Origin of the sequence: Streptomyces tropicalis, assembly GCF_029269835.1 — a bacterium.
GTDB lineage: Bacteria > Actinomycetota > Actinomycetes > Streptomycetales > Streptomycetaceae > Streptomyces > Streptomyces tropicalis.
In genome coordinates, this window is sequence record NZ_JARJBB010000002.1 from 246922 (window position 1) to 266712 (window position 19791).

10 protein-coding genes are annotated in these 19791 nt (G+C 76.0%); 2 read left to right on the plus strand and 8 right to left on the minus strand.

The features are described from left to right. Positions 1-5: 5 nt before the first annotated feature. From P3H78_RS05095 to P3H78_RS05105, 3 genes are all read right to left on the minus strand, one after another. Positions 6-3704, minus strand: coding sequence for a UvrD-helicase domain-containing protein (locus tag P3H78_RS05095; protein ID WP_276107552.1), 3699 nt, complete (start codon positions 3702-3704; stop codon positions 6-8). Between the two features lie 196 nt (positions 3705-3900). Next, a complete protein-coding gene (locus P3H78_RS05100; RefSeq protein WP_276107553.1) occupies positions 3901-7359 on the minus strand; it encodes an ATP-dependent helicase in 3459 nt (1152 codons plus the stop codon). Positions 7360-7649: 290 nt separating this feature from the next. Next, a complete protein-coding gene (locus P3H78_RS05105) occupies positions 7650-8039 on the minus strand; it encodes an MGMT family protein (protein WP_276107554.1) in 390 nt (129 codons plus the stop codon). 186 nt (positions 8040-8225) lie between these two features. Between P3H78_RS05105 and P3H78_RS05110 the strand changes: the two genes are divergently transcribed. Both P3H78_RS05110 and P3H78_RS05115 read left to right on the plus strand, forming a co-directional pair. After that, positions 8226-11201 (plus strand): lysylphosphatidylglycerol synthase domain-containing protein, encoded by a 2976-nt coding sequence (locus P3H78_RS05110; RefSeq protein WP_276107555.1) that lies wholly within the window; start codon positions 8226-8228, stop codon positions 11199-11201. Positions 11202-11334: 133 nt separating this feature from the next. Next, positions 11335-12897, plus strand: a complete 1563-nt coding sequence (locus P3H78_RS05115) for an alpha/beta hydrolase (RefSeq protein WP_276107556.1) — start codon at positions 11335-11337, stop codon at positions 12895-12897. Positions 12898-13011: 114 nt separating this feature from the next. On the opposite strand, the gene moeZ is transcribed toward P3H78_RS05115, so the two are convergent. The 5 genes from moeZ to P3H78_RS05140 all read right to left on the minus strand — a co-directional run bounded on the left by moeZ (position 13012) and on the right by P3H78_RS05140 (position 19657). Further along, positions 13012-14190 (minus strand): adenylyltransferase/sulfurtransferase MoeZ, encoded by a 1179-nt coding sequence (gene moeZ / locus P3H78_RS05120; protein ID WP_276107557.1) that lies wholly within the window; start codon positions 14188-14190, stop codon positions 13012-13014. Positions 14191-14253: 63 nt separating this feature from the next. Then, complete coding sequence (locus tag P3H78_RS05125; RefSeq protein WP_276107558.1) at positions 14254-15003, minus strand: spherulation-specific family 4 protein; 750 nt, start codon at positions 15001-15003, stop codon at positions 14254-14256. Further along, on the minus strand, positions 14991-15953 hold the full coding sequence (locus P3H78_RS05130; RefSeq protein WP_276107559.1) for an NAD-dependent epimerase/dehydratase family protein: 963 nt from the start codon (positions 15951-15953) through the stop codon (positions 14991-14993). Before P3H78_RS05130 ends, P3H78_RS05125 begins: the two co-directional genes overlap by 13 nt. Positions 15954-16184: 231 nt before the next feature. After that, a complete protein-coding gene (locus P3H78_RS05135; protein WP_313884383.1) occupies positions 16185-17249 on the minus strand; it encodes a hypothetical protein in 1065 nt (354 codons plus the stop codon). Positions 17250-17905: 656 nt separating this feature from the next. Further along, positions 17906-19657: a DUF3492 domain-containing protein gene (locus tag P3H78_RS05140; protein ID WP_276107560.1), complete on the minus strand. Its 1752-nt coding sequence runs from the start codon at positions 19655-19657 to the stop codon at positions 17906-17908. Positions 19658-19791: the final 134 nt, after the last annotated feature.

Here is a 19791-nt window from a genome sequence, read left to right on the forward strand (position 1 = left end):
CGAGCCTATCGGCCCCGGGTGGCTTCCCGATCGGGCGGTTCGTCACACTGCGGCTCCGCCCCGAGCAGGCGTTCCAGGGCGGCCCGGTCCGGCAGGTGGCGGGGGCGGACGACCCGTCCGTCGCGCACGTGCACGAAGGCGGCGGTCACCCGGTCCAGGGGGACGCCCTGCTGCTCGGCCCAGGCCAGGCGGTACACCGCGAGCTGGAGCGGGTCGGCGGTGGTGCCGTGCCCGGTCTTCCAGTCGACGATCTCGTACGTCGCCGTGGCGCCCTCCCCCTCGCGGTAGACGGCGTCGATCCGGCCCCGGACGACGCGGCCGGCGAGCGCCAGCTGGAAGGGGGCCTCGACGCGGTGGGGGGTGCGGTGGGCGTAGGGGGTGCGCCCGAAGGCCTCCTTGAGGACGTCGAGGTCGTGCTCGTCGGCGATCTCTGCGTCGCCGCCGGGCAGCTCGTCCGGCTCCAGCAGGGGCAGCGCCAGTTCCTCGAAGCGGGTCTCCACCCACGCGTGGAACCGGGTGCCTCGGCGTGCGGCGGGTTGCGGGGGGCGCGGCATGGGGCGCGCGAGCTCCCGTGCGAACCCGTCCGGGTCGGCGGCCAGGTGCAGCATCTGCGAGGTGGTCAGCGTGGCGGGCAGCGGGACGTCCAGGACGCCGCCGCGGGTGCGCCGGAGCTCCTCGGTGAGGGCGTCGAGGTCGCGGTCCCAGGAGGCGAGCGTGCGGGCGTCCTCGGGCGTGAGCGGCCCGGCGGGCGCCGGCGGCCGGGGGCCGTCGGACGCGGGCGGTGCGGGGTGCGCCTCCGGTGTGCGGTGCTGCTCCGGAGGCGCGGCCTGGTGCGGGACCGTGGGACGGCCGCCGCGGGCGTACGGGACCTCCCCCGCGCGGGATTCCCCGCCCGGGAGCGGATCCTCGGCGGCGAAGGGGTGCTCACCGGTGAAGGGGTGCTCGTCGCCGGAGCCGGCCGGTGGGGCGTCGCCGACGGACGCCTTCTCCCCGGCGAGCGGGTCGTCGTCCGGGAAGGGGGCGCCGCCGGTGAACGGGTCGCCGCCCGCGAAGGGGTCCTCCTCGTCGTAGGGAGGCGCGTCGTAGGGGGGCGCGTCGTAGGGAGAGCCGTCCGGGGGCGGCTCCTCGTCCTCCGGCGGGGGCGGCCAGTCCGGGTCGGCGTGGCCCGGCGGGTACGCGGGCGGACGGCCGCCGCCGGCGGAGGCGAGGTCCTCCAGGTGGGCGAGGACGGTCTCGGCGGCCCTGCGGCGGCGGGCGAGCGCGGCCGCGTCCAGGGGCAGGGGCCAGACCTGGTCGGCCGCCTCCCGGAGCAGGGCCGGGTTCTCCTCGTCCTCCGCGGGCTCGTCCGCCCAGACCTCGATCTCGCCGTGCCCGGCGGCGCAGTGGTCGTGCAGGGACAGGAGGAACGGGGACGGGCCGCGCGGCCGCTTCTGGCTGGGCCCCCACCAGTGCCCGGAGCCGAGGAGCAGGGAACGGGGACGCGTGAAGGTGACGTAGCCGAGGCGGAGCTCCTCGGTGTGCTGGTGCTCCTTCATGGCCTCCTGGAAGGCCTTCAGGCCGCGGGAGTCCCAGCCGTCCACGTCGGGCAGGGTGTCGGCGTCGCCGCGCAGCGCGTGCGGCAGGACCCTGCCCTGCGCGGTCCACTTCTCGCGGCCCTGCCCGCTGGGGAAGACCCCGCCGACGAGGCCCGGCACGGCGACGACGTCCCACTCCAGGCCCTTGGACTTGTGCGCGGTCAGCACCTTGACGGTGTTCTCGCCGCCGGGCAGCGCGTTGTCGAGGCCCTTCTCGTACCGGGCGGCGGTGCGCAGGAAGGCGAGGAAGGCCAGCAGGGACGCCGCGCTCTCGTGGGCGGCGAAGGACGCGGCGACGTCGAGGAAGTTGGACAGCGTCTCGCGGCGGCGGGCGGCCAGGGCGTGCGGGGACGCCGACAGCTCCACCTCCAGGCCGGTGACGGCGAGAACGCGGTGCAGGACGTCCATCAGCGGATCGGACAGGGAGCGGCGCAGGTCGCGCAGCTCGGCGGCGAGCCGGGCGAAGCGCACCCGCGCCTGGGGCGAGAACGGCAGCCCGTCGTCGTCCCCGCCGCCCTGCAGCGGGGTCTCCAGGAAGGTGTCGAGGGCGTCGGCGAGCGAGACCACCTCGGCCGGGTCGGTGCCCTCCACCGCCTCGGCGAGCCGGCGGTCCGGGTCGTCACCGGCGTCCGCGCGCGCGTGGGCGACCAGCCGCCGCGCCCGGCGCCCCAGGAGGGCCAGGTCGCGGGGTCCGATGCGCCAGCGCGGGCCGGTCAGCAGCCGGACGAGGGAGGCGTTGGCCCCCGGGTCCTGGAGCACCTCGCAGACGGCGACGAGGTCGGCGACCTCCGGCAGGTGCAGCAGCCCGGACAGGCCGACCACCTCGACCGGCACGTCGCGGGCGACGAGGGCGCCCTGGATCTCGGCGAAGTCGCCGGCGGTCCGGCACAGCACCGCGATCTCGCCGGGCGCCGTGCCGGTACGCACGAGGTGGGCGACGGAGTCGGCGATCCAGTCGATCTCCTCGGCGTGGGTGCGCAGCAGGGCGCAGCGCACCACCCCGTCGCGCTCGGCGCCGGGGGCGGGACGCAGTGCCTCGACGCCCGCGTGCATCGCGCGCAGCGGCTCGGCCAGGCCGTTGGCGAGGTCGAGGAGGCGGCCGCCGCTGCGGCGGTTCTCGCTGAGTGCGCGGCGGACGGCGGGCCGCCCGTCGGCGTGGGTGAAGTGCTCGGGGAAGTCGTCGAGGTTGGCGACGGAGGCGCCGCGCCAGCCGTAGATCGCCTGGCAGGGGTCGCCGACGGCGGTCACGGGATGGCCGGTGCCGCCGCCGAAGAGGCCCGCGAGCAGGATGCGCTGGGCGACGGAGGTGTCCTGGTACTCGTCGAGCAGGACCACGCGGAACTCCTCACGCAGCAGCCGGCCGACCTCGGGGAGCCGGGCGAGCCGCGCGGCCAGGGCGATCTGGTCGCCGAAGTCGAGCAGGTCGCGCTCCCGTTTGGCGGCGCGGTAGCGCACCACGAGGACGGCGAGGGCGCGCCGGGCGGCGGCGGTCTCGGGGACCTTGCGCAGGTCGGCGTTGGTCAGCCGGGCGCCGGTGAGGGTGTCGAGCAGTTCGGCGTCCCAGGCGCGCAGGTCCTGGGGGGTGACGAGGTGCTCGGCGAGTTCGCCGTCGAGGGCGAGGAGGTCGCCGACCAGGTCGGGGAAGGAACGGGTGAGCTCCGGGTAGGGGCCCGGGGCCTCGCGGAGGACGCGCGCGGCGAGCTGGTAGCGGGTGGCGTCGGCGAGCAGCCGGGTGGTGGGTTCCAGGCCGATGCGCAGGCCGTGGTCGGTCAGCAGCCGGCCGGCGAAGGCATGGTAGGTGGAGATCACCGGCTCGCCCCCGGGGACGTCCGGACCGGCGGCGTCGGGGTCGGTGACGCCCGCCTTGACCAGCGCCCTGCGGACGCGCTCGGCGAGCTCCCCGGCGGCCTTGTTGGTGAAGGTCAGGCCGAGGACCTGCTCGGGGGCGACCTGTCCGGTGCCGACGAGCCACACGACGCGGGCCGCCATGACGGTGGTCTTGCCGGAGCCGGCGCCGGCCACGATCACCTGCGGGGCGGTCGGCGCGGTGATGCAGGCCGTCTGCTCCGGGGTGAACGGGATCCCGAGGAGCTCCTTGAGCTGCTCGGGATCGGTGATACGGGCTGGCACGTCACAGAGGCTATCGGCGCCCACCGACAGCGGGTGACCGGCCGCCGCTCCGGGGCCGGGGAGGCGCAGGTCGGCGAGGGTGGTGGGGTCGGTCACAGGGGCGGGTGCGCGGGCGCGTGCGGCTGCCGGCCGGGTGCGGGTCCAGGGGCGGACGAGGGCTCGGGGCGGGTGCGGGCCCACGGCACGAGCGCGCGGCTCACTCCACCACGTGGCGCCCCTCCGGCCGCGCGCTGCACGAGGCGCGGAAGGCGCAGTGCGTGCAGTGCTGTCCGGCCGTCGGTGTGAAGCGCTCGTCGAGGACCTTGCCCGCGGCGGTGGCCAGCAGCTCGCCGATCCACTCCCCCTCCAGCGGCTGCTGGGCCTGCACCTTGGGCAGGGCGTCGCCGCCGTCCCGCTTCGCGGCGCCCTGGCGCAGCTGGACCAGTTCGGCGCCGCCCGGCTCGGGCCGCGTCCCCCCGAAGACCTCGTCGACGGCGCCCTCGCGCACGGCGAGCTGGTAGACCGCCAGCTGCGGGTGGCGGGCCACCTCCGCGGCGGTGGGCGCCTGCTTGCCGGTCTTGAAGTCGACGACGTAGGCGCGCCCGGCGCCGTCCGCCTCCACGCGGTCCATGGAGCCGCGGATGCGCACCCGGTGCCCCCCCGACTCCAGGGTGACGTCGAAGTCGTGCTCGCTGGCCACCGGCGTCCGGCCGGCGGCGCGCTCCAGGACGTGCCACTGCAGGAAGCGTTCGAGCGCCACGCGCGCGTGCTCCTTCTCCTGCGCGGACTTCCACGGCGCGTCGAAGGCGAGGGCGTTCCACACCGAGTCCAGGCGCTCCATGAGCACGGCGAGGTCCGCGGGGGTGCGCCCGGAGGCGACCTCGTCGGCGAGGACGTGGACGACGTTGCCGAAGCCCTGGGCGGCGGTGGCCGGGGCGTCCGCCTTCACCTCGCGGCCGAGGAACCACTGCAGGGAGCAGGTGCGGGCGAGCTGGTCCAGGGAGCTGCCGGAGAGCACCACGGGCTGGTCGCGGTCGCGCAGCGGGACCCTGCTCTCGGTCGGCTCGTCCACGCCCCACCAGCGGTCGGGGTGGGCGGCGGGCACGAGCGGCCGCCCGTCCTCGTCGGACAGGGCCGCGAGGCGGGCCAGGCGGTGTGCGGCGGCCTCCCGGAGGTCGTCGGACGCCCGTGGGTCGACCGTGGTGGCCCGCAGCTCGGCGACCAGGGCGGCCACGGAGAGCGGGCGGCGCGGGCGGCCGGTGACGTCCCGGGGCTCGACACCGAGTTCGGTGAGGAAGCGGGAGGGCTGGTCGCCGTCGTCGGCGGGGGCCTTGACCGCGGTGACCACGAGGCGTTCTCGCGCGCGCGTGGCGGCGACGTAGAACAGGCGGCGCTCCTCGGCGAGGAGGGCTCCCGGGGTGAGCGGTTCGGCGAGTCCGTCGCGGCCGATGCGGTCGGCCTCCAGCAGGGAGCCGCGGCGCCTCAGGTCCGGCCACAGGCCCTCCTGGACCCCGGCGACGACGACCAGCCGCCACTGGAGCCCCTTCGAGCGGTGCGCGGTCATCAGGTGGACGGCGTCGGGGCGGACGGCGCGCCGGGTGAGCGTGTCGGCGGCGATGTCCTGGGCCTCGATCTCCTCCAGGAAGTTCAGCGCGCCGCGGCCGCCGGTGCGCTCCTCGGCGCGCGCGGCCGTGGCGAACAGGGCGCACACGGCGTCCAGGTCCCGGTCCGCGTTCCGCCCCGCGGCGCCGCCGCGCCGGGCGGCGCGCTCCAGGCGGGCGGGCCACGGGGTGCCGTCCCACAGGTCCCACAGCGCCTCCTCGGCCGTGCCGCCGTCCACGAGCCGCCGCACGGCCCGCGCGAGCAGCGCGCCGAGGCGCTGGGCGCCCCGCGCATAGGTGGGGTCGTGCGCGACCAGGCGCTCGGGTTCCGCGAGTGCGCGGGCGAGCAGTTCGTCGGAGGGAGGCGGTACCGGGTTGCCCCCGGCCCGCTCCTCCTCGCGCAGCGCGCGGCCGAGGCGGCGCAGGTCGGCGGCGTCCATGCCGGCCAGCGGGGACGCCAGGAGGTCGAGTGCGGTCTCGGTTCCGAGCCACTCGCCGACGGCCCGGCCCTGCTCGCCGAGGGCGGCGCCCCCCTCCTGCGCCGGCGTGCCGCCGCCGTCCTCCGCGGACATGCCGCCGCCGTCCGCGGGCGTGCCCCCGTCCTCCGGGACCGCGGTCCGGTCCCCGGGGTCCGGGCCGTCCGGCTCGCCGGAGGGCGCCTCCCGCTCCGGTCGCGCGGCCGAGGCCGCCGTGGCCACCGCGCGCAGGGCGGTCAGCAGCGGTGCCACGGCCGGTTCGTGACGCAGGGGCAGGTCGTCGCCGTCGACGTCCAGGGGGACGCCCGCGGCCGTGAGCGCGCGCCGGACCGCCGGGATGCTGCGGCCGCCGGCGCGCACCAGCACGGCCATCTCGCCCCACGGCACGCCGTCCTCCAGGTGGGCCCGGCGCAGGATGTCGGCGACGTTGTCCAGCTCCGTGCCCGGCGTCGGGTACGTGTGGACCTCGACGCGTCCGCCGCCGTGCTCGGCGGCCGGTTCCCGGTGCGCCCGCACCCGGTCGGCCGGAAGCCGGGTGAGCGGCATGCGGCGGGTCAGCTCACGGGTCGCGGCGAGCAGCTCGGCGCCGGAGCGACGGGCGGTGCGCAGCACCTCGACGGGCGCGGGGCGGCCGTCCGCGCGGGGGAACGCCTCGGGGAAGTCCAGGATGCCGTTCACGTCGGCGCCGCGGAACGTGTAGATCGACTGGTCGGGGTCGCCGAAGGCGACCAGGGTGCGCCCTCCGCCGGCCAGCGCGTGCAGCAGCCGCACCTGGGCCGGGTCGGTGTCCTGGTACTCGTCGACGTAGACGGCGTCGTACTGCGCGGCGAGCCGGGCGGCGGCCTCGGGGCGGCGGGCGAGGAGCACCGCGCGATGCACGAGCTCGGCGTAGTCGAGGACGCCCTGCAGGTCGAGGACGTCGAGGTACTCGGCGAGGAAGGTCGCGGCGGCCCCCCAGTCGGGGCGGCCGATGCGCCGGGCGAAGGCGGCCAGGGCGCCGGGTCCGAGGCCCAGTTCGCGGCTGCGGGCCAGCACGGCGCGGACCTCGTCGGCGAAGCCGCGGGTGGTCAGGCAGGCGCGCAGCTCGTCGGGCCAGCGCACATGGGCGAGGCCCAGCCGCTCCAGGTCGATCTGCCCGGCGAGCAGGCCGCGCACGGTGACGTCCTGCTCGGGGCCGGACAGCAGCCGCAGGGGCTCCGCGAACAGGTCGGTGTCCTGGTGGGCGCGGACGAGGGCGTAGCAGAACGAGTGGAAGGTGGTCGCCCGGGGAGCGCGGGCCGCGCCGACGCGCAGGGCCATGCGGTCGCGCAGTTCCACGGCGGCCTTGCGACTGAAGGTCAGGACGAGGATCCGCGCGGGATCGCCTCCGCGGGCCACGCGCGCGGCGACGGACTCCACCAGGGTGGTGGTCTTTCCGGTGCCGGGGCCGGCGAGGACGAGCAGGGAGCCCGAGGTGTGCTCAACCACGGCGCGCTGGGCGGCGTCCGGACGAGGGGGGGCCGGGCGCGCGGGCGGGGTCCGCACCAGCCGGTAGGCGCCACGGGTCCCCTGCCGCACCTGGGGGTGCGGCTGGTGCCTGGTGGTGGAGGAGGAGCTCACGTGGTTCGCCGGTCCTGGTAGGTGTGCGGGGGTCTGTCACGGCCGGTGCGGGGCGCCGCCGAGGGGGCGGGACGCCGCGGGCCGCGGGAGGTGGCCGCGGCATGAGGGCGTTGCGTGCGGCCGACGCTACGCGGCACCCCGGCCCGGAAGCAGGGCTTCCCCTTCTTCCCTTCCGGCGCACCCGTCACGTGCGTCCCTCTCCGCACGAACGTACGGCATGCCGCGGACGTGCCCCGATTCCTCCGCCCCGGCCGCGGGCTCCCCGCGGCCGGGGCGGATGCCGGAAGCTGTCAGGTGTGACCCTGCGCACGTTCGACGCCGCCGTCCCAGCGGGCGCGCCGCATGTCGAGGCGCGGCAGACGGCCCTCGGCCGCCCGGCCCGCCTCGCGCAGCGGCGTGCCCTCCGCGCGGTAGTGGTCCAGCGCCTGCAGTTCGTGGCCGGGCAGGAGGACCCCGTCGGCACGGACCACGCGCCACCAGGGGACGGGCCCGCCGTAGAGGGCCATCACCCGCCCGACCTGGCGCGGTCCGCCCTCCTGGAGCCACTCGGCCACGTCCCCGTAGGTCATGACGCGGCCCGGCGGGATGACGTCGGCGACCTCGAGGACCCGCTCGGCGTAGTCGGGCAGCGCGTCGGCCGGCTCCGGGGGGCCGTCACCGGCATGGCTCTCTTCGCTCATCCGCCCCATCCTGCCGTACGCCGCCGACACCGTGACGGGCCGCCGACCGTGCGTGGCCCTCGCCCCCGGGCGGCGCTTCGGGCAGACTGTCCGCTCCCGCATTTGCACCCTGATGCCCCTGTGTGTCGGTGGAGCATGCCACCATCGTGCGGGCGGTGACCGGTGATACGAGACCAAGAAGAGACCATGAAGCAGCAGGGTGTGCACGCCGAGGACGCGGAGGGCGCCTCTGGGGTCTCGTCGCGCCCGGACACCGGCATCGCGGCGGGCGGGACGGCGGACCGCGGGTCCGACGACCCGAGGCCGGAGACGGCGGACCCGGACCGGTCCGGACGGCGCCCGCAGCAGGCCGGGGCGGGCGGCCGTCCCGGCGGCGCACCGGATGAGCTCCCGGAGTCCGGGGACGGCACCACGGCTCCACGGCCCGGCGCGCAGCCGCGCGGCGCGGCCCCGAAGCCCGGAGCGGGCGGACCGGCCGACGGCGGGGAGGAGCCCGTCCGGCCGCCCGCCGGGGCGACCGGTGCGCGCTCCTCGCGCCGGACCCGCAGGGACCCCGACGTGACGCACGTCGACGAGCTGGAGGGCGACGAACCGCTGCTCCCCGCGCGCGTGCACCGCCCCTCGGACCTGATGCGGCTCCTGGTGGGCCTGCTCGGCATCGTCGTCCTGCTGGCGGTCGCCGCGTTCGCGCACGGCACCACCTCGGGCCTGGAACAGGACATCAACAAGGGCACCGGGCAGGCCCCCGACCTGCTGATCAAGTTCGCCGGCCTGGCGTCCAGCATCGCGATCCTGCTGGTGCCGGTCGCCTTCGCGATCGAGCGGCTGATCAAACGGGACGGACTGCGGATCGCCGACGGCGTCCTCGCGGCCGTCCTCGCACACGGGGTCACCCTCGCCACCGACCTCTGGGTGGCCAAGGGCGCCCCGGGCTCGATCCAGGACGCCCTCACCCAGCCCTATCCCGGCGACATCCACGCACTGACCGACCCGGTGCACGGCTATCTCGCCCCGGTCATCGCGTACATGACGGCGGTGGGCATGTCCCGCAGACCGCGGTGGCGCGCGGTGCTGTGGATCGTGCTGCTGCTCGACGCGTTCTCGATGCTCGTCACCGGCTACACGACGCCCTTCTCGATCATCCTGACGGTGCTCATCGGCTGGACCGTCGCCTACGGCACGCTGTACGCCGTGGGATCGCCGAACGTCCGCCCCACGGGCCGCACCCTGGTCGCGGGGCTGCGCACCGTCGGCTTCCACCCGGTGTCCGCCGCCCGCGAGGAGGCGGCGGAGACCGCGGAGAACGGCGACCGCGGCCGCCGCTACTTCGTCACCCTGGAGGACGGGCCGCCGCTGGACGTCACGGTGGTCGACCGCGAGCAGCAGGCCCAGGGCTTCTTCTACCGCGTCTGGCGCAACCTCACGCTGCGCGGCTTCGCCACCCGCAGCAGCCTGCAGTCACTGCGCCAGGCCCTGGAGCAGGAGGCCCTGCTCGCCTACGCGGCCATCGCGGCCGGCGCCAACGCACCCAAGCTGATCGCCACCTCCGAGCTGGGGCCCGACGCCGTGATGCTCGTCTACGAGCACACCGACGGGCGCACCCTGGACGCGCTGGAGGACGAGGAGATCACCGACGGGCTGCTGCGCAACGCCTGGAACCAGGTGCACGCCCTGCAGTCGCGGCGCATCGCGCACCGCAGGCTCGCGGGCGACGCGATCGTGGTGGATCGTTCCGGCCGGGTGATCCTGACCGACCTGCGGGGCGGCGAGATCGCGGCCGGCGACCTGCTGCTGCGCATGGACATCGCCCAACTGCTGACGACGCTGGGCCTGCGGGTGGGCGCGGAGCGGGCCGTGGCCTGCGCGGTCGAGGTGATGGGCCCCGACGCGATCGCCGACTGCCTGCCCATGCTGCAGCCCATCGCGCTGACCCGGGCCACCCGCGCGACCCTGCGCCGGCTGGCCCGGGAGCGGGCGCACCGGGAACGCCAGGCGGTCCTGGAGGGGTCCCGGCAGGCGACGCAGGCCAGGCTGGAGCAGGCGTCCGAGGCAGCCGGGACGGCGGTCCCGGAGAAGCCGGACAAGAAGACCGTCCGGGCCGAGGCGCGGGCGGAGAAGCGGGCCATCGACGAGGCGCTCGACGAGGCCCGCGAGGAGGACCTGCTCACCCAGATCCGCCACCAGGTGCTGCGGATCCGGCCGCAGGCGCCGGTCGAGCCGGCCCGGCTGGAGCGGGTGCGGCCGCGCACGCTGATCAGTTTCATCGCCGGCGCCATCGGCGCGTACTACCTGCTGACGCAGCTCACGCACATCCAGTTCGGCACGCTGTTCAGCCACGCACAGTGGGGCTGGGTGGTGGCCGCGGTGCTGTTCTCGGCGCTCAGCTACGTGGCAGCGGCCATGGCCCTGCTGGGGTTCGTGCCGGAACGGGTGCCGTTCGTGCGCACCGCGGGGGCCCAGGTCGCGGGGTCGTTCGTGAAGATCGTGGCGCCGGCCGCGGTCGGCGGCGTCGCGCTCAACACGCGCTTCCTCCAGCGGGCGGGCGTGCGGCCGGGACTGGCCGTGGCGAGCGTCGGCGCGTCGCAGCTGTTCGGACTCGGCTGCCACATCCTGATGCTGCTGTCCTTCGGCTACCTGACCGGCACCGAGAAGACGCCGTCGCTGTCGCCGTCCCGCACGGTCATCGCGGGCCTGCTGACGGTCGCGGTCCTGGTGCTGGTGGTGACGTCGGTGCCGTTCCTGCGGAAGTTCGTCGTGACCCGGGTGCGGTCCCTGTTCGCCGGGGTCGTGCCGCGCATGCTGGACGTGCTGCAGCGACCGCAGAAGCTGGTCACCGGCATCGGCGGCATGCTGCTGCTGACGTTCTGCTTCGTGATGTGCCTGGACGCGTCGATCCGGGCGTTCGGCGACACCTCCACCTCGGTCAGCATCGCCAGCGTCGCCGTGGTCTTCCTCGCGGGCAACGCGCTCGGTTCCGCCGCTCCCACCCCGGGCGGTGTGGGCGCCGTGGAGGCGACCCTGACGGTCGGCCTGATCGCGGTGGGCCTGCCCAAGGAGGTCGCCGCCCCCGCCGTGCTGCTGTTCCGGCTGCTGACCCTGTGGCTGCCGGTGCTTCCCGGCTGGCTGGCCTTCAACCACCTCTCCCGCAAGGGCGCCCTGTAGGCCCTGTCGCCGGCGTCCCGCGCGGGCGTGCGGGCCGGGCCCGGTCGCCGCGCCCGGCGGGGTGCCGGCCGCCGTGTACCCCGGACGGCCCGCGCCCCGCGCGGCCGGGCGCGCGCGGCGTGAGGATGGGGGCATGCCGAACCTCCGCGGGCTGCGCGCCGCTGCATCGACCGCTACCGCCGTCCTGCTCTCGTCCTGCGTCCTGGCGGGCTGCGGCGGCATCGTGGGCATCGGGGGCGGCGGGGGCGGCGGGGACCTGACCACCCAGGAACTGGACTGGAAGGACTGCCCCGCCCCGTCCGAGTCGGAGGGCGGCGGCTCCACGCCCTCGCCGCTGCCGAACGGCGGCACCTGGGAGTGCGCCACCATGCAGGCGCCCCTGGACTGGAACAGGCCGCACGGCGACACGATCGGCATCGCGCTGATCCGCGCCCGGGCCGACGGACCCGGCCCGCGGCTGGGTTCGCTGATCTTCAACTTCGGCGGGCCGGGCGGCTCCGGTGTCGGCACGCTCCCCTCGTTCGGCCCGGACTACGCCACCCTGCGCACCCGCTACGACCTGGTGAGCTTCGACCCGCGCGGGGTCGGCCGCAGCACGGGCGTGCGGTGCGAGAGCGACGCCCAGCTGGACCGGTTCTTCCAGCAGGACGCGATGCCCGACAACGCCGCCGAGCGGCGCACGTACGAGAAGAACACCCGGCAGTTCAACGCGGCCTGCGAGAAGAACTCCGCGCGGATCCTGCCGCACCTGCGCACCACCGACGCGGCCCGCGACATGGACCTGATGCGCCAGGTCCTCGGCGACGACAAGCTCCACTACTTCGGCATCTCCTACGGCACCGAACTCGGCGGGGTCTACGCCCACTTGTTCCCGCAGCACGTGGGACGCGCGGTGCTCGACGGAGTCGTCGACCCCACGCAGACCCCGGAGCAGGGTTCGCTCGGCCAGGCCAAGGGCTTCCAGCTCGCCATGGACAACTTCGCCCGCGACTGCGTCTCGAAGAGCACCCCCTGCCCGATCGGCACCAGCGCGCAGGACGTGGAGAAGCGCATCGCCCGGCTGCTCGCACAGCTCGACGCCAAGCCGATCCCGGGCATCCCGCCGCGCCGGCTGACCCAGACCGCCGCGACCAACGGCATCGCCCAGGCCCTGTACTCCAAGGAGCTGTGGGCGCCGCTCACGGAGGGGCTGCAGCAGGCCTACGCGGGCGACGGCCGGATCATCATGCTGCTGTCCGACGCGATGAACGGCCGCAGCGAGAACGGCGAGTACAGCAACATCATCCCCGCGAACGTCGCCATCAACTGCGCCGACCAGAAACCGCGGTACACCCCGGAGTACGTCCAGCAGAAGCTGCCCGAGTTCCAGGCCGCCTCGCCGCTGTTCGGGAGGTTCCTCGCCTGGGGCATGCTCAGCTGCACCGACTGGGCGGTGCCGGGTGCGGCCGACCATCCCGACGTGAGCGCACCCGGCTCCGCACCCATCCTCGTCGTGGGCAACACCGGCGACCCGGCCACCCCGTACGAGGGCGCGAAGAAGATGGCGGACGCCCTGGGCCGGGGCGTCGCCGTCGAGCTGACCTACAAGGGCCAGGGGCACGGAGCCTACGACAGCAAGAACAAGTGCGTGCAGGCCGCGGTGAACGGCTACCTCCTCGAGGGGAAGGTGCCCGCGTCCGGCACGGTCTGCTCCTGACCCCGCTCCCCACCGCCCGCTCCGCGCCGGCGGCGGACGGCATGCGACGGGCCCGCGGCTCCGATCGGTTCGGACGGCCGCGGGCCCGTCGCGTACGCACGCGGTGAACGGTGCCTAGTAGACGGGCTTGTCCGGCTCGATCTGGTTGACCCAGCCGATCACGCCGCCGCCGACGTGGACGGCGTCGGAGAAGCCGGCGGACTTCAGGACCGCCAGGACCTCCGCACTGCGGACACCCGTCTTGCAGTGCAGGACGATCTTCTTGTCCTGCGGGAGGCTCTGCAGGGCGGTGCCCATGAGGAACTCGTTCTTCGGGATCAGCGTGGCGCCCGGGATGGAGACGATCTCGTACTCGTTCGGCTCGCGGACGTCGATGATCTCGATGTTCTCGCCGTCGTCGATCCACTCCTTGAGCTGCTTGGGAGTGATCGTCGAGTCGGCGGCCGCCGCCTGGGCCTCCTCGGAGACGACGCCGCAGAAGGCCTCGTAGTCGATGAGCTCGGTGACGGTGGCGTTCTCGCCGCAGACCGCGCAGTCGGGGTCCTTGCGGACCTTGACCTGGCGGTACTGCATCTCCAGGGCGTCGTAGATCATCAGGCGGCCCACCAGGGGTTCGCCGATGCCCGCGAGGAGCTTGATCGCCTCGTTCACCTGGATGGAGCCGATGGACGCGCACAGCACGCCGAGGACACCGCCCTCGGCGCACGACGGGACCATGCCCGGGGGCGGGGGCTCCGGGTAGAGGCAGCGGTAGCAGGGGCCGTGCTCGGACCAGAAGACGGACGCCTGGCCGTCGAAGCGGTAGATCGAACCCCACACGTACGGCTTGTTCAGCAGCACGCAGGCGTCGTTGACCAGGTAGCGGGTCGCGAAGTTGTCCGTGCCGTCGACGATCAGGTCGTACTGGCCGAAGATGTCCATCACGTTGTCGGCCTCGAGCCGCTCCTCGTGAAGGACCACGTTGACGTACGGGTTGATGCCCTTGACCGAGTCACGGGCGGACTCGGCCTTGGAGCGGCCGATGTCGGACTGGCTGTGGATGATCTGGCGCTGCAGGTTCGACTCGTCGACCTCGTCGAACTCCACGATGCCGAGGGTGCCGACACCTGCGGCGGCCAGGTACATCAGCGCCGGCGAGCCCAGGCCGCCGGCGCCCACGCAGAGCACCTTCGCGTTCTTCAGCCGCTTCTGCCCGTCCATCCCCACGTCGGGGATGATCAGGTGGCGGGAGTACCGGCGGACCTCGTCTACGGTGAGCTCGGGGGCCGGCTCGACCAGGGGTGGCAGCGACACGGGGACTCCGTTGGTCGGTCGATCACTACGGTTGTTCTCCCCGTAACACTGCCACGGCCTTTTTCATTCCGAGACACCCGTCCCGACACGCGAGACGATGTCGTCCCAGTAGCCGGGCATGGCCTCCCAGGGGTCGGCGCGGCCCCCGCGGTCCGTGCTGTCGGTGAACCAGATCGTCGACGCGCCCTGCCAGCGGGCGATGCGCAGCGCCTCCTCGAGGTGCCCGTGCGGGACTCCGTGCACCAGGTGGCAGAAGCGCTCGGGGGGATAGTCCGCGGTCCACTCGGCGACCTGGGACCAGCGGTAGTCGCTCCACGGGCCGGAGAAGGTGACCAACTGGTCGGCGTTCTCCGCGTAACCGGGGTGGGGGTGGGTGCCGTGGCCGAGCACGATGTGCGGGGCCTCCCCGAGGGTGCGGAGCGCGGCCACCGTGCGCCGCGTCTCCGGCAGGCACCCGCGGTCGGTCGGGGCGCGGTCGAGCAGGAAGCCGTCGACCCGGTACCACTCCCGGTAGCGGTGGGCCTCGGCGATCAGCTCGGAGCAGGAGCGGGTGCCGCGCGCGGTGTCGAGGTGCCCGAGCACGCGGACGCCGCCGTTGCGCAGACGCCCGGCTGCCTCCAGGCAGTGCGGGTCGGGGCGGGCGCCCGGGCCGTCGGCGACGTCGAGGACGACCCAGTGCAGCGGTGCGCCGGGGCGGGTGAGGGCCTGCCACTCGGCAGGGGCGAGCAGGGGGTGCGCGCAGCCGGGGACGCCGAGGCCGGTGCGCACGCCGGTGCTCGCGGCCCCGGTCGGCACGCTGGTCAGATGCGGCATGCCGCCTCCATCCAGATGTCGGCGAGGGACTCCTCGAGGTTGATGCGGGGCCGCCAGCCGAGGCGGTCGCGCGCGGTGCGCACGTCGGCCTGCTGCCAGCTGCCGCAGCCGTCGGGGTAGGGGTGCGCGAGCGGGGCCGGGTGGTCGGGATCCGAACGCGGGTGACCGATGGTGGGCCTGAGGTGGGCTCCGGGCGGTCCGTCCAGCTCGTGCAGGGCGCCGCCGTACCCGGCGACCCGGGCGAGGACGGCGGCGGCGTCGCGAAGGCGGACGGCGCGGCCGGAGCCGATGTTGATGACGCCCTGGGCGGCGGAGAGCGACGCGGCGTGGACGGCCCGGGCCACGTCGCGCACGTCGACGAAGTCGCGCTGGACGCCCAGCCCGCCGAGCTTGAGCTCCCCGTCGCCGGACTGCATGGCCCGGCGCATGGCCTCGGCGAGGCGGCCGAGCGGCGAACCGGCAGGGGTGCCCGGTCCGGCCGGCGAGAAGACGCGCAGCACGACGGCGTCCAGGCCGGAGCCGAGGACCAGTTCGGTGGCGGCGAGCTTGCTGACCCCGTACGGGCCGCCGGGGCGGGGCACGGCGTCCTCGGCCGTGGAGGAGCCGGGCTGGCTCGGGCCGTACTCGGCGCTGCAGCCGATCTGGACCAGGCGGGCGCCGCAGCCGCTGCGGCGCAGGGCCTCGCAGACGGTGGCGACGGCGACGGTGTTGTGCCGGGTCAGCTCGCGGGCTCCGCCCCGGGTGGCGCCCGCGCAGTTGACGACGACCCCGGGGTGAACCGCGTCGAGGAAGCGGGTGAGCGCGCCGGGGCTGCCGGTCGCGAGGTCGAAGCGGACGTCGGCGTCGTCGCCGCGGCCGAGCGCGGTGAGCTGGACCGCGGGGTCGGCGAGCAGGCGGTCGGCGACGAAGCGGCCGAGGTATCCGTTGGCTCCGATCAGCAGAACCCTCATCGGGCGGCTCCCGGGGCGTGCGCTCCGGTGGCTCCGGATGCTCCGGATCGGGAGGTGGTCATCTCGTCTTCTCCTTCAGGGGGGTGATGCGGTGCGCTCCGGCGGTGGGGCCGGTGCCCGTCGCCGGTACGGGACCGGCTGCCGCCCGCGGCACGGACCGGGGCCGACGGGTGCCGCCCGGGGCCCGCTCGGGGGTGGGGCGGCGGGTGCGGTGGGCCGGACATGTGCCCGTCATGGCCGGTCCTCCGCTCCCGCGTGGGCCGAGGCCCGGGTCAGCGAGCGGGTCGCGTGGACGAGGAGGGCGAGGGCCGCCAGGCCGCACACGAGCGCGGGGACGCCGCCGGGCCCACGTGCCGCCACGAGCACGTCGACGGGGACGGCGAGGGCGTGGCAGCCGGGGAGGCGACCGGCGAGGACGGTGGCCGTGGCCAGGGCCTCGGCGACGGCCGCGGCGGTGAGCGCGGTGGCCGCGGCGCGCGGGACGCCGTGCACGGCCAGCAGGCGGGCGAGCAGCAGCAGGAGCCCCAGGGCGAGGGCCTGCGCGGCGCCGGACGGCTCGCCCAGGACCGCGCCGCTCGCGGCGAGCAGGGCCGCGAGGACACCGAGGAACAGGCCGGTCGTGCCGAGGAGCAGCGGCCGTACGGAGGCGCTGAATTCCGCGAGGCCCCGGCCGGACGCGAGCCGTCGCCGCGCGCCCGCGGCGAAGAGGCCGGCGGTCCAGGCGGCGGGCGCGACGGCGAACGCGAGGGCGGTCACGGGGGCGGCCGTCAGGGGCCAGGGGCCTGTGGTGGTGCCGTCGGGCAGCCCGTCGGGGCCGCCGGTCACGACGGCCCCGAGCAGACCGTCCCCGAGGAGGGCGTAGCCCAGGAGCCAGCAGGTCGCGGTGCGCAGGCCCGGGGCCGGCGCTCCGGCGGGGCGGCGCGCGGTGCTCAGCGGGCCGCGGGCGAGCACCGCGCGCAGGGCGAGTGCGACGGCGAGGACGCCGGCCGCGGCGACCGCGAGCCGGAGCCGGCCCTCCGTCAGGTGCAGCCCCGCCACGGCAGCCGCGCACAGCAGGCCGGGGAGCAGCGCGAGCAGCGCCCGGCGCGGGTCCGTCGGGGGCGGCGCGGCGGGTCCGGGGTCCTCGGGCCCCGCTCCGTCGCGAGGCACGCGCGCGTACATCTCCTCGGCGAGGGAGAAGACGTCGCGGTGGCGGAAGCGGGCGGCGGTGCGGTCGGTGACGCCGTGCGCCTCCAGGCCGGCCGCGATCTCCAGGGGGTCCACGGCCCGCTCGCACAGGTCGTGGTGACGGTGCATCAGCGTCTTGACGGGATCTCCGGCGGCGCGCCGCGCGGGTGCCGCGTCCCGCTCGGGGGCGGTTCGCGGGACCGCTCCGGCGCCCGCGGGGGTGCCGGACGGCACGGCCGGCCCGGGGATGCGGCCCCGGCCGGAGCCGGTGGACGGGGCGGAGGTCGTCCCGGAGGGGGTGGATCGGTCGGAAGGGGCGCCCGAGCCGGAGGCGGCAGCCGCATGGGAAGTGACCGCCGAGTCGAAGGGGACGGTCGCGTCGAAGGAAGCGGCCGAGCCGGAAGCGGCGGCCGAGCCGGAAGGGACGGACCGAGCGGAAGCACCGGCCGAACCGGAGGCAGCGGACGGGGCGGAAGCACCGGCCGAGCCGGAGCCGGCGGCCGAGCCGGAGGCGGCCGCCGAACCGAAAGCGGCACCCAGGCCGTAAGGAGCCCCCGAGCCGGAAGGGGCGGACCGAGCGGAAGCACCGGCCGAGCCGGAGGCGGCGGACGGGGCGGAGGCGGCGGACCGGGCGGAGTCGGCGCCCCGGCGGGAGGCGGCGGACGACCCGGCAGTCGCGTCCGGGCCGGAGCCCGCCTCCGGTGCGGCGAGCCACTCCTGTGACCGGCGGTCCCACGCCCCGGGGCTGGTGGGCGCGCCGGGCCGGTCGCGGTCGGCGGCGGCGCTCATCGGGCCCGCGCCGGGGCCGGCACAGGGCCCGCGCCGGGCACGGGGCCGGACCGCGCACCCGCGCCCGGTGCGGCCGCCGCGGCCGCCCACTCCGGCGCCCGCCGGGCCGCCGGGACCGCGGTCCCGGTCCACGGCCCGGGCACCCGGGACTCGGCCGGCGCGGCGAAGGGCCGGGGCGCACCGGTGTCGTCGAGGGCGACGTGCCGGGCCGGGCTGTGCGACACGATCTCCAGGTAAATGCCGTGAAATGCCTCGATGTTCTGCTCGACGGTGAAGAGTTCGAGCGCACGGGCGCGGGCCGCGGCGCCGAGACGGGCCCGGCGCTCGGGGTCGCGCAGCAGCGTGACGCACGCGTCGGCGAGCGCCCGCGGATTGCGCGGGGGCACCACGAGTCCCGTGCCGCCGACGGCCTCGACGACCGCGCCGACGTCCGTGGAGACCGTCGCCCGGCCGCAGAACATGGCCTCGACCAGCCCGACCGGGAAGCCCTCGACCACGCTGGACAGCACGGCCACCGCGCCCGAGGCGTACACCTGCGCCGGGGAGGGGGTCTGCGGACCGCCGAACTCCTCGAAGGAGACCGGGTTGTCACCGACGGCGTGCGGACCGTCGGCCTCGTCGGGGAAGAGCTGGGCGGCGAGGGCCCGGCAGTGACCGAGGTACGCCTCGCCCCCGGGGCCGGCGGCCGCGCCCACGATCCGCAGCCGCGCCCCGGGCTCAGCCGCGCGGACCTCGGCGAAGGCGTGCAGCAGGGAGACCAGGTCCTTGGCGGGGTCGATGTCGCCGGCGGCCCACACCAGGGTCCGCGGGTCGGCGCCCTCCGGCGCCTCGCCGACCTCGGCGAAGGGGGCGGCGTCCATGCCGGGGTGGACCGTGCGCAGGCGGTCCCGTTCGGCGCCGCAGCGCTCCTGCCAGCGGCGGGCGTGCACGTTGCCGTGGGTGACGAGCGCGGCCCGGCGGTAGACCTCGGCGGCGAGCCGGCCGTGGAAGGCGGCGAGCAGCGCCCGGACGGCGGGTGCGGTGCCGTCGGCGTGCCGGGCCAGGTGGTGCGCGCGCAGCGGGACGCCGTACTCGGTGACCAGCAGCGGGACGCCGGAGAAGTGGTGGGCGAGCAGTCCGGCCAGGGCCGCCGGGCCGCCCGCCGCGGCGTGGCAGACGTCGGCCCCGGCGAGGCCGTCCCCGGCGTACCAGTCGAGCGAGAGGGGGCGCAGGGCGCACTCCAGGTGCGCGGCGACCGCGAGCAGATCGGGTACGCGCGCCGCACGCGCCGCATGCTGGGCGCCGGGCGCGCGGCAGGCGCCCTCCAGCGCGCGCAGGGCGGTCTCGGAGCGGAGGGCGGCCGCGGCGCCGCCCTCGTCGCGGGCGAGTTCGGCGAGGCCGAGGACGGCACTGCCGAAACGGTCCGCCAGATGATCGGAGCCTCCGTGCCCCGCGGCACCGCCGGGATCGGCGGTGCCCGTGGCGGCCAGGACCGCCGCCAGTTCGGCGTAGCAGTCGGCGAAGCGCCGGCGGGCCCGCCGCCCGTGCACCACCCCGTCGTCCAGGGCCGTCCACAGGGGCGCCGTGCGGACCCGGACGACCTGGGGCGGCAGCGGCAGGAGCCCCCCGGCCTCCTGTTCGCGGCCGCGGCTGAGCGCGTGGACGTCGAACTCGTGCTGACCGAGCCCGCGGACGAGCCGCTCGCACCAGGGTCCGGCGTCACCGCCCACGTACGGATAACCACTCTCCGTCACCAGTGCGATGCGCACGCGTCCACCCCCGATCCCTCCGTGTGGGTGAGCCGCCGTCCTGTCGGCGGCCCGCAGCGGGAAGAACGTATGCGGACATGCCGGTGGCGCGACGGACGGTTGTCCATCGCGCCACCAAAAGGGGTGAACGGTCG

What these genes read in the sequence shown, in the direction of transcription:
- P3H78_RS05135 (WP_313884383.1), bottom strand. Translation starts at nt 17,249, where the DNA reads ATGCACCGTCACCACGACCTGTGCGAGCGGGCCGTGGACCCCCTGGAG.
- P3H78_RS05110 (WP_276107555.1), top strand. Translation starts at nt 8,226, where the DNA reads ATGAAGCAGCAGGGTGTGCACGCCGAGGACGCGGAGGGCGCCTCTGGG.
- P3H78_RS05125 (WP_276107558.1), bottom strand. Translation starts at nt 15,003, where the DNA reads ATGCCGCATCTGACCAGCGTGCCGACCGGGGCCGCGAGCACCGGCGTG.
- P3H78_RS05130 (WP_276107559.1), bottom strand. Translation starts at nt 15,953, where the DNA reads ATGAGGGTTCTGCTGATCGGAGCCAACGGATACCTCGGCCGCTTCGTC.
- P3H78_RS05115 (WP_276107556.1), top strand. Translation starts at nt 11,335, where the DNA reads ATGCCGAACCTCCGCGGGCTGCGCGCCGCTGCATCGACCGCTACCGCC.
- P3H78_RS05105 (WP_276107554.1), bottom strand. Translation starts at nt 8,039, where the DNA reads ATGAGCGAAGAGAGCCATGCCGGTGACGGCCCCCCGGAGCCGGCCGAC.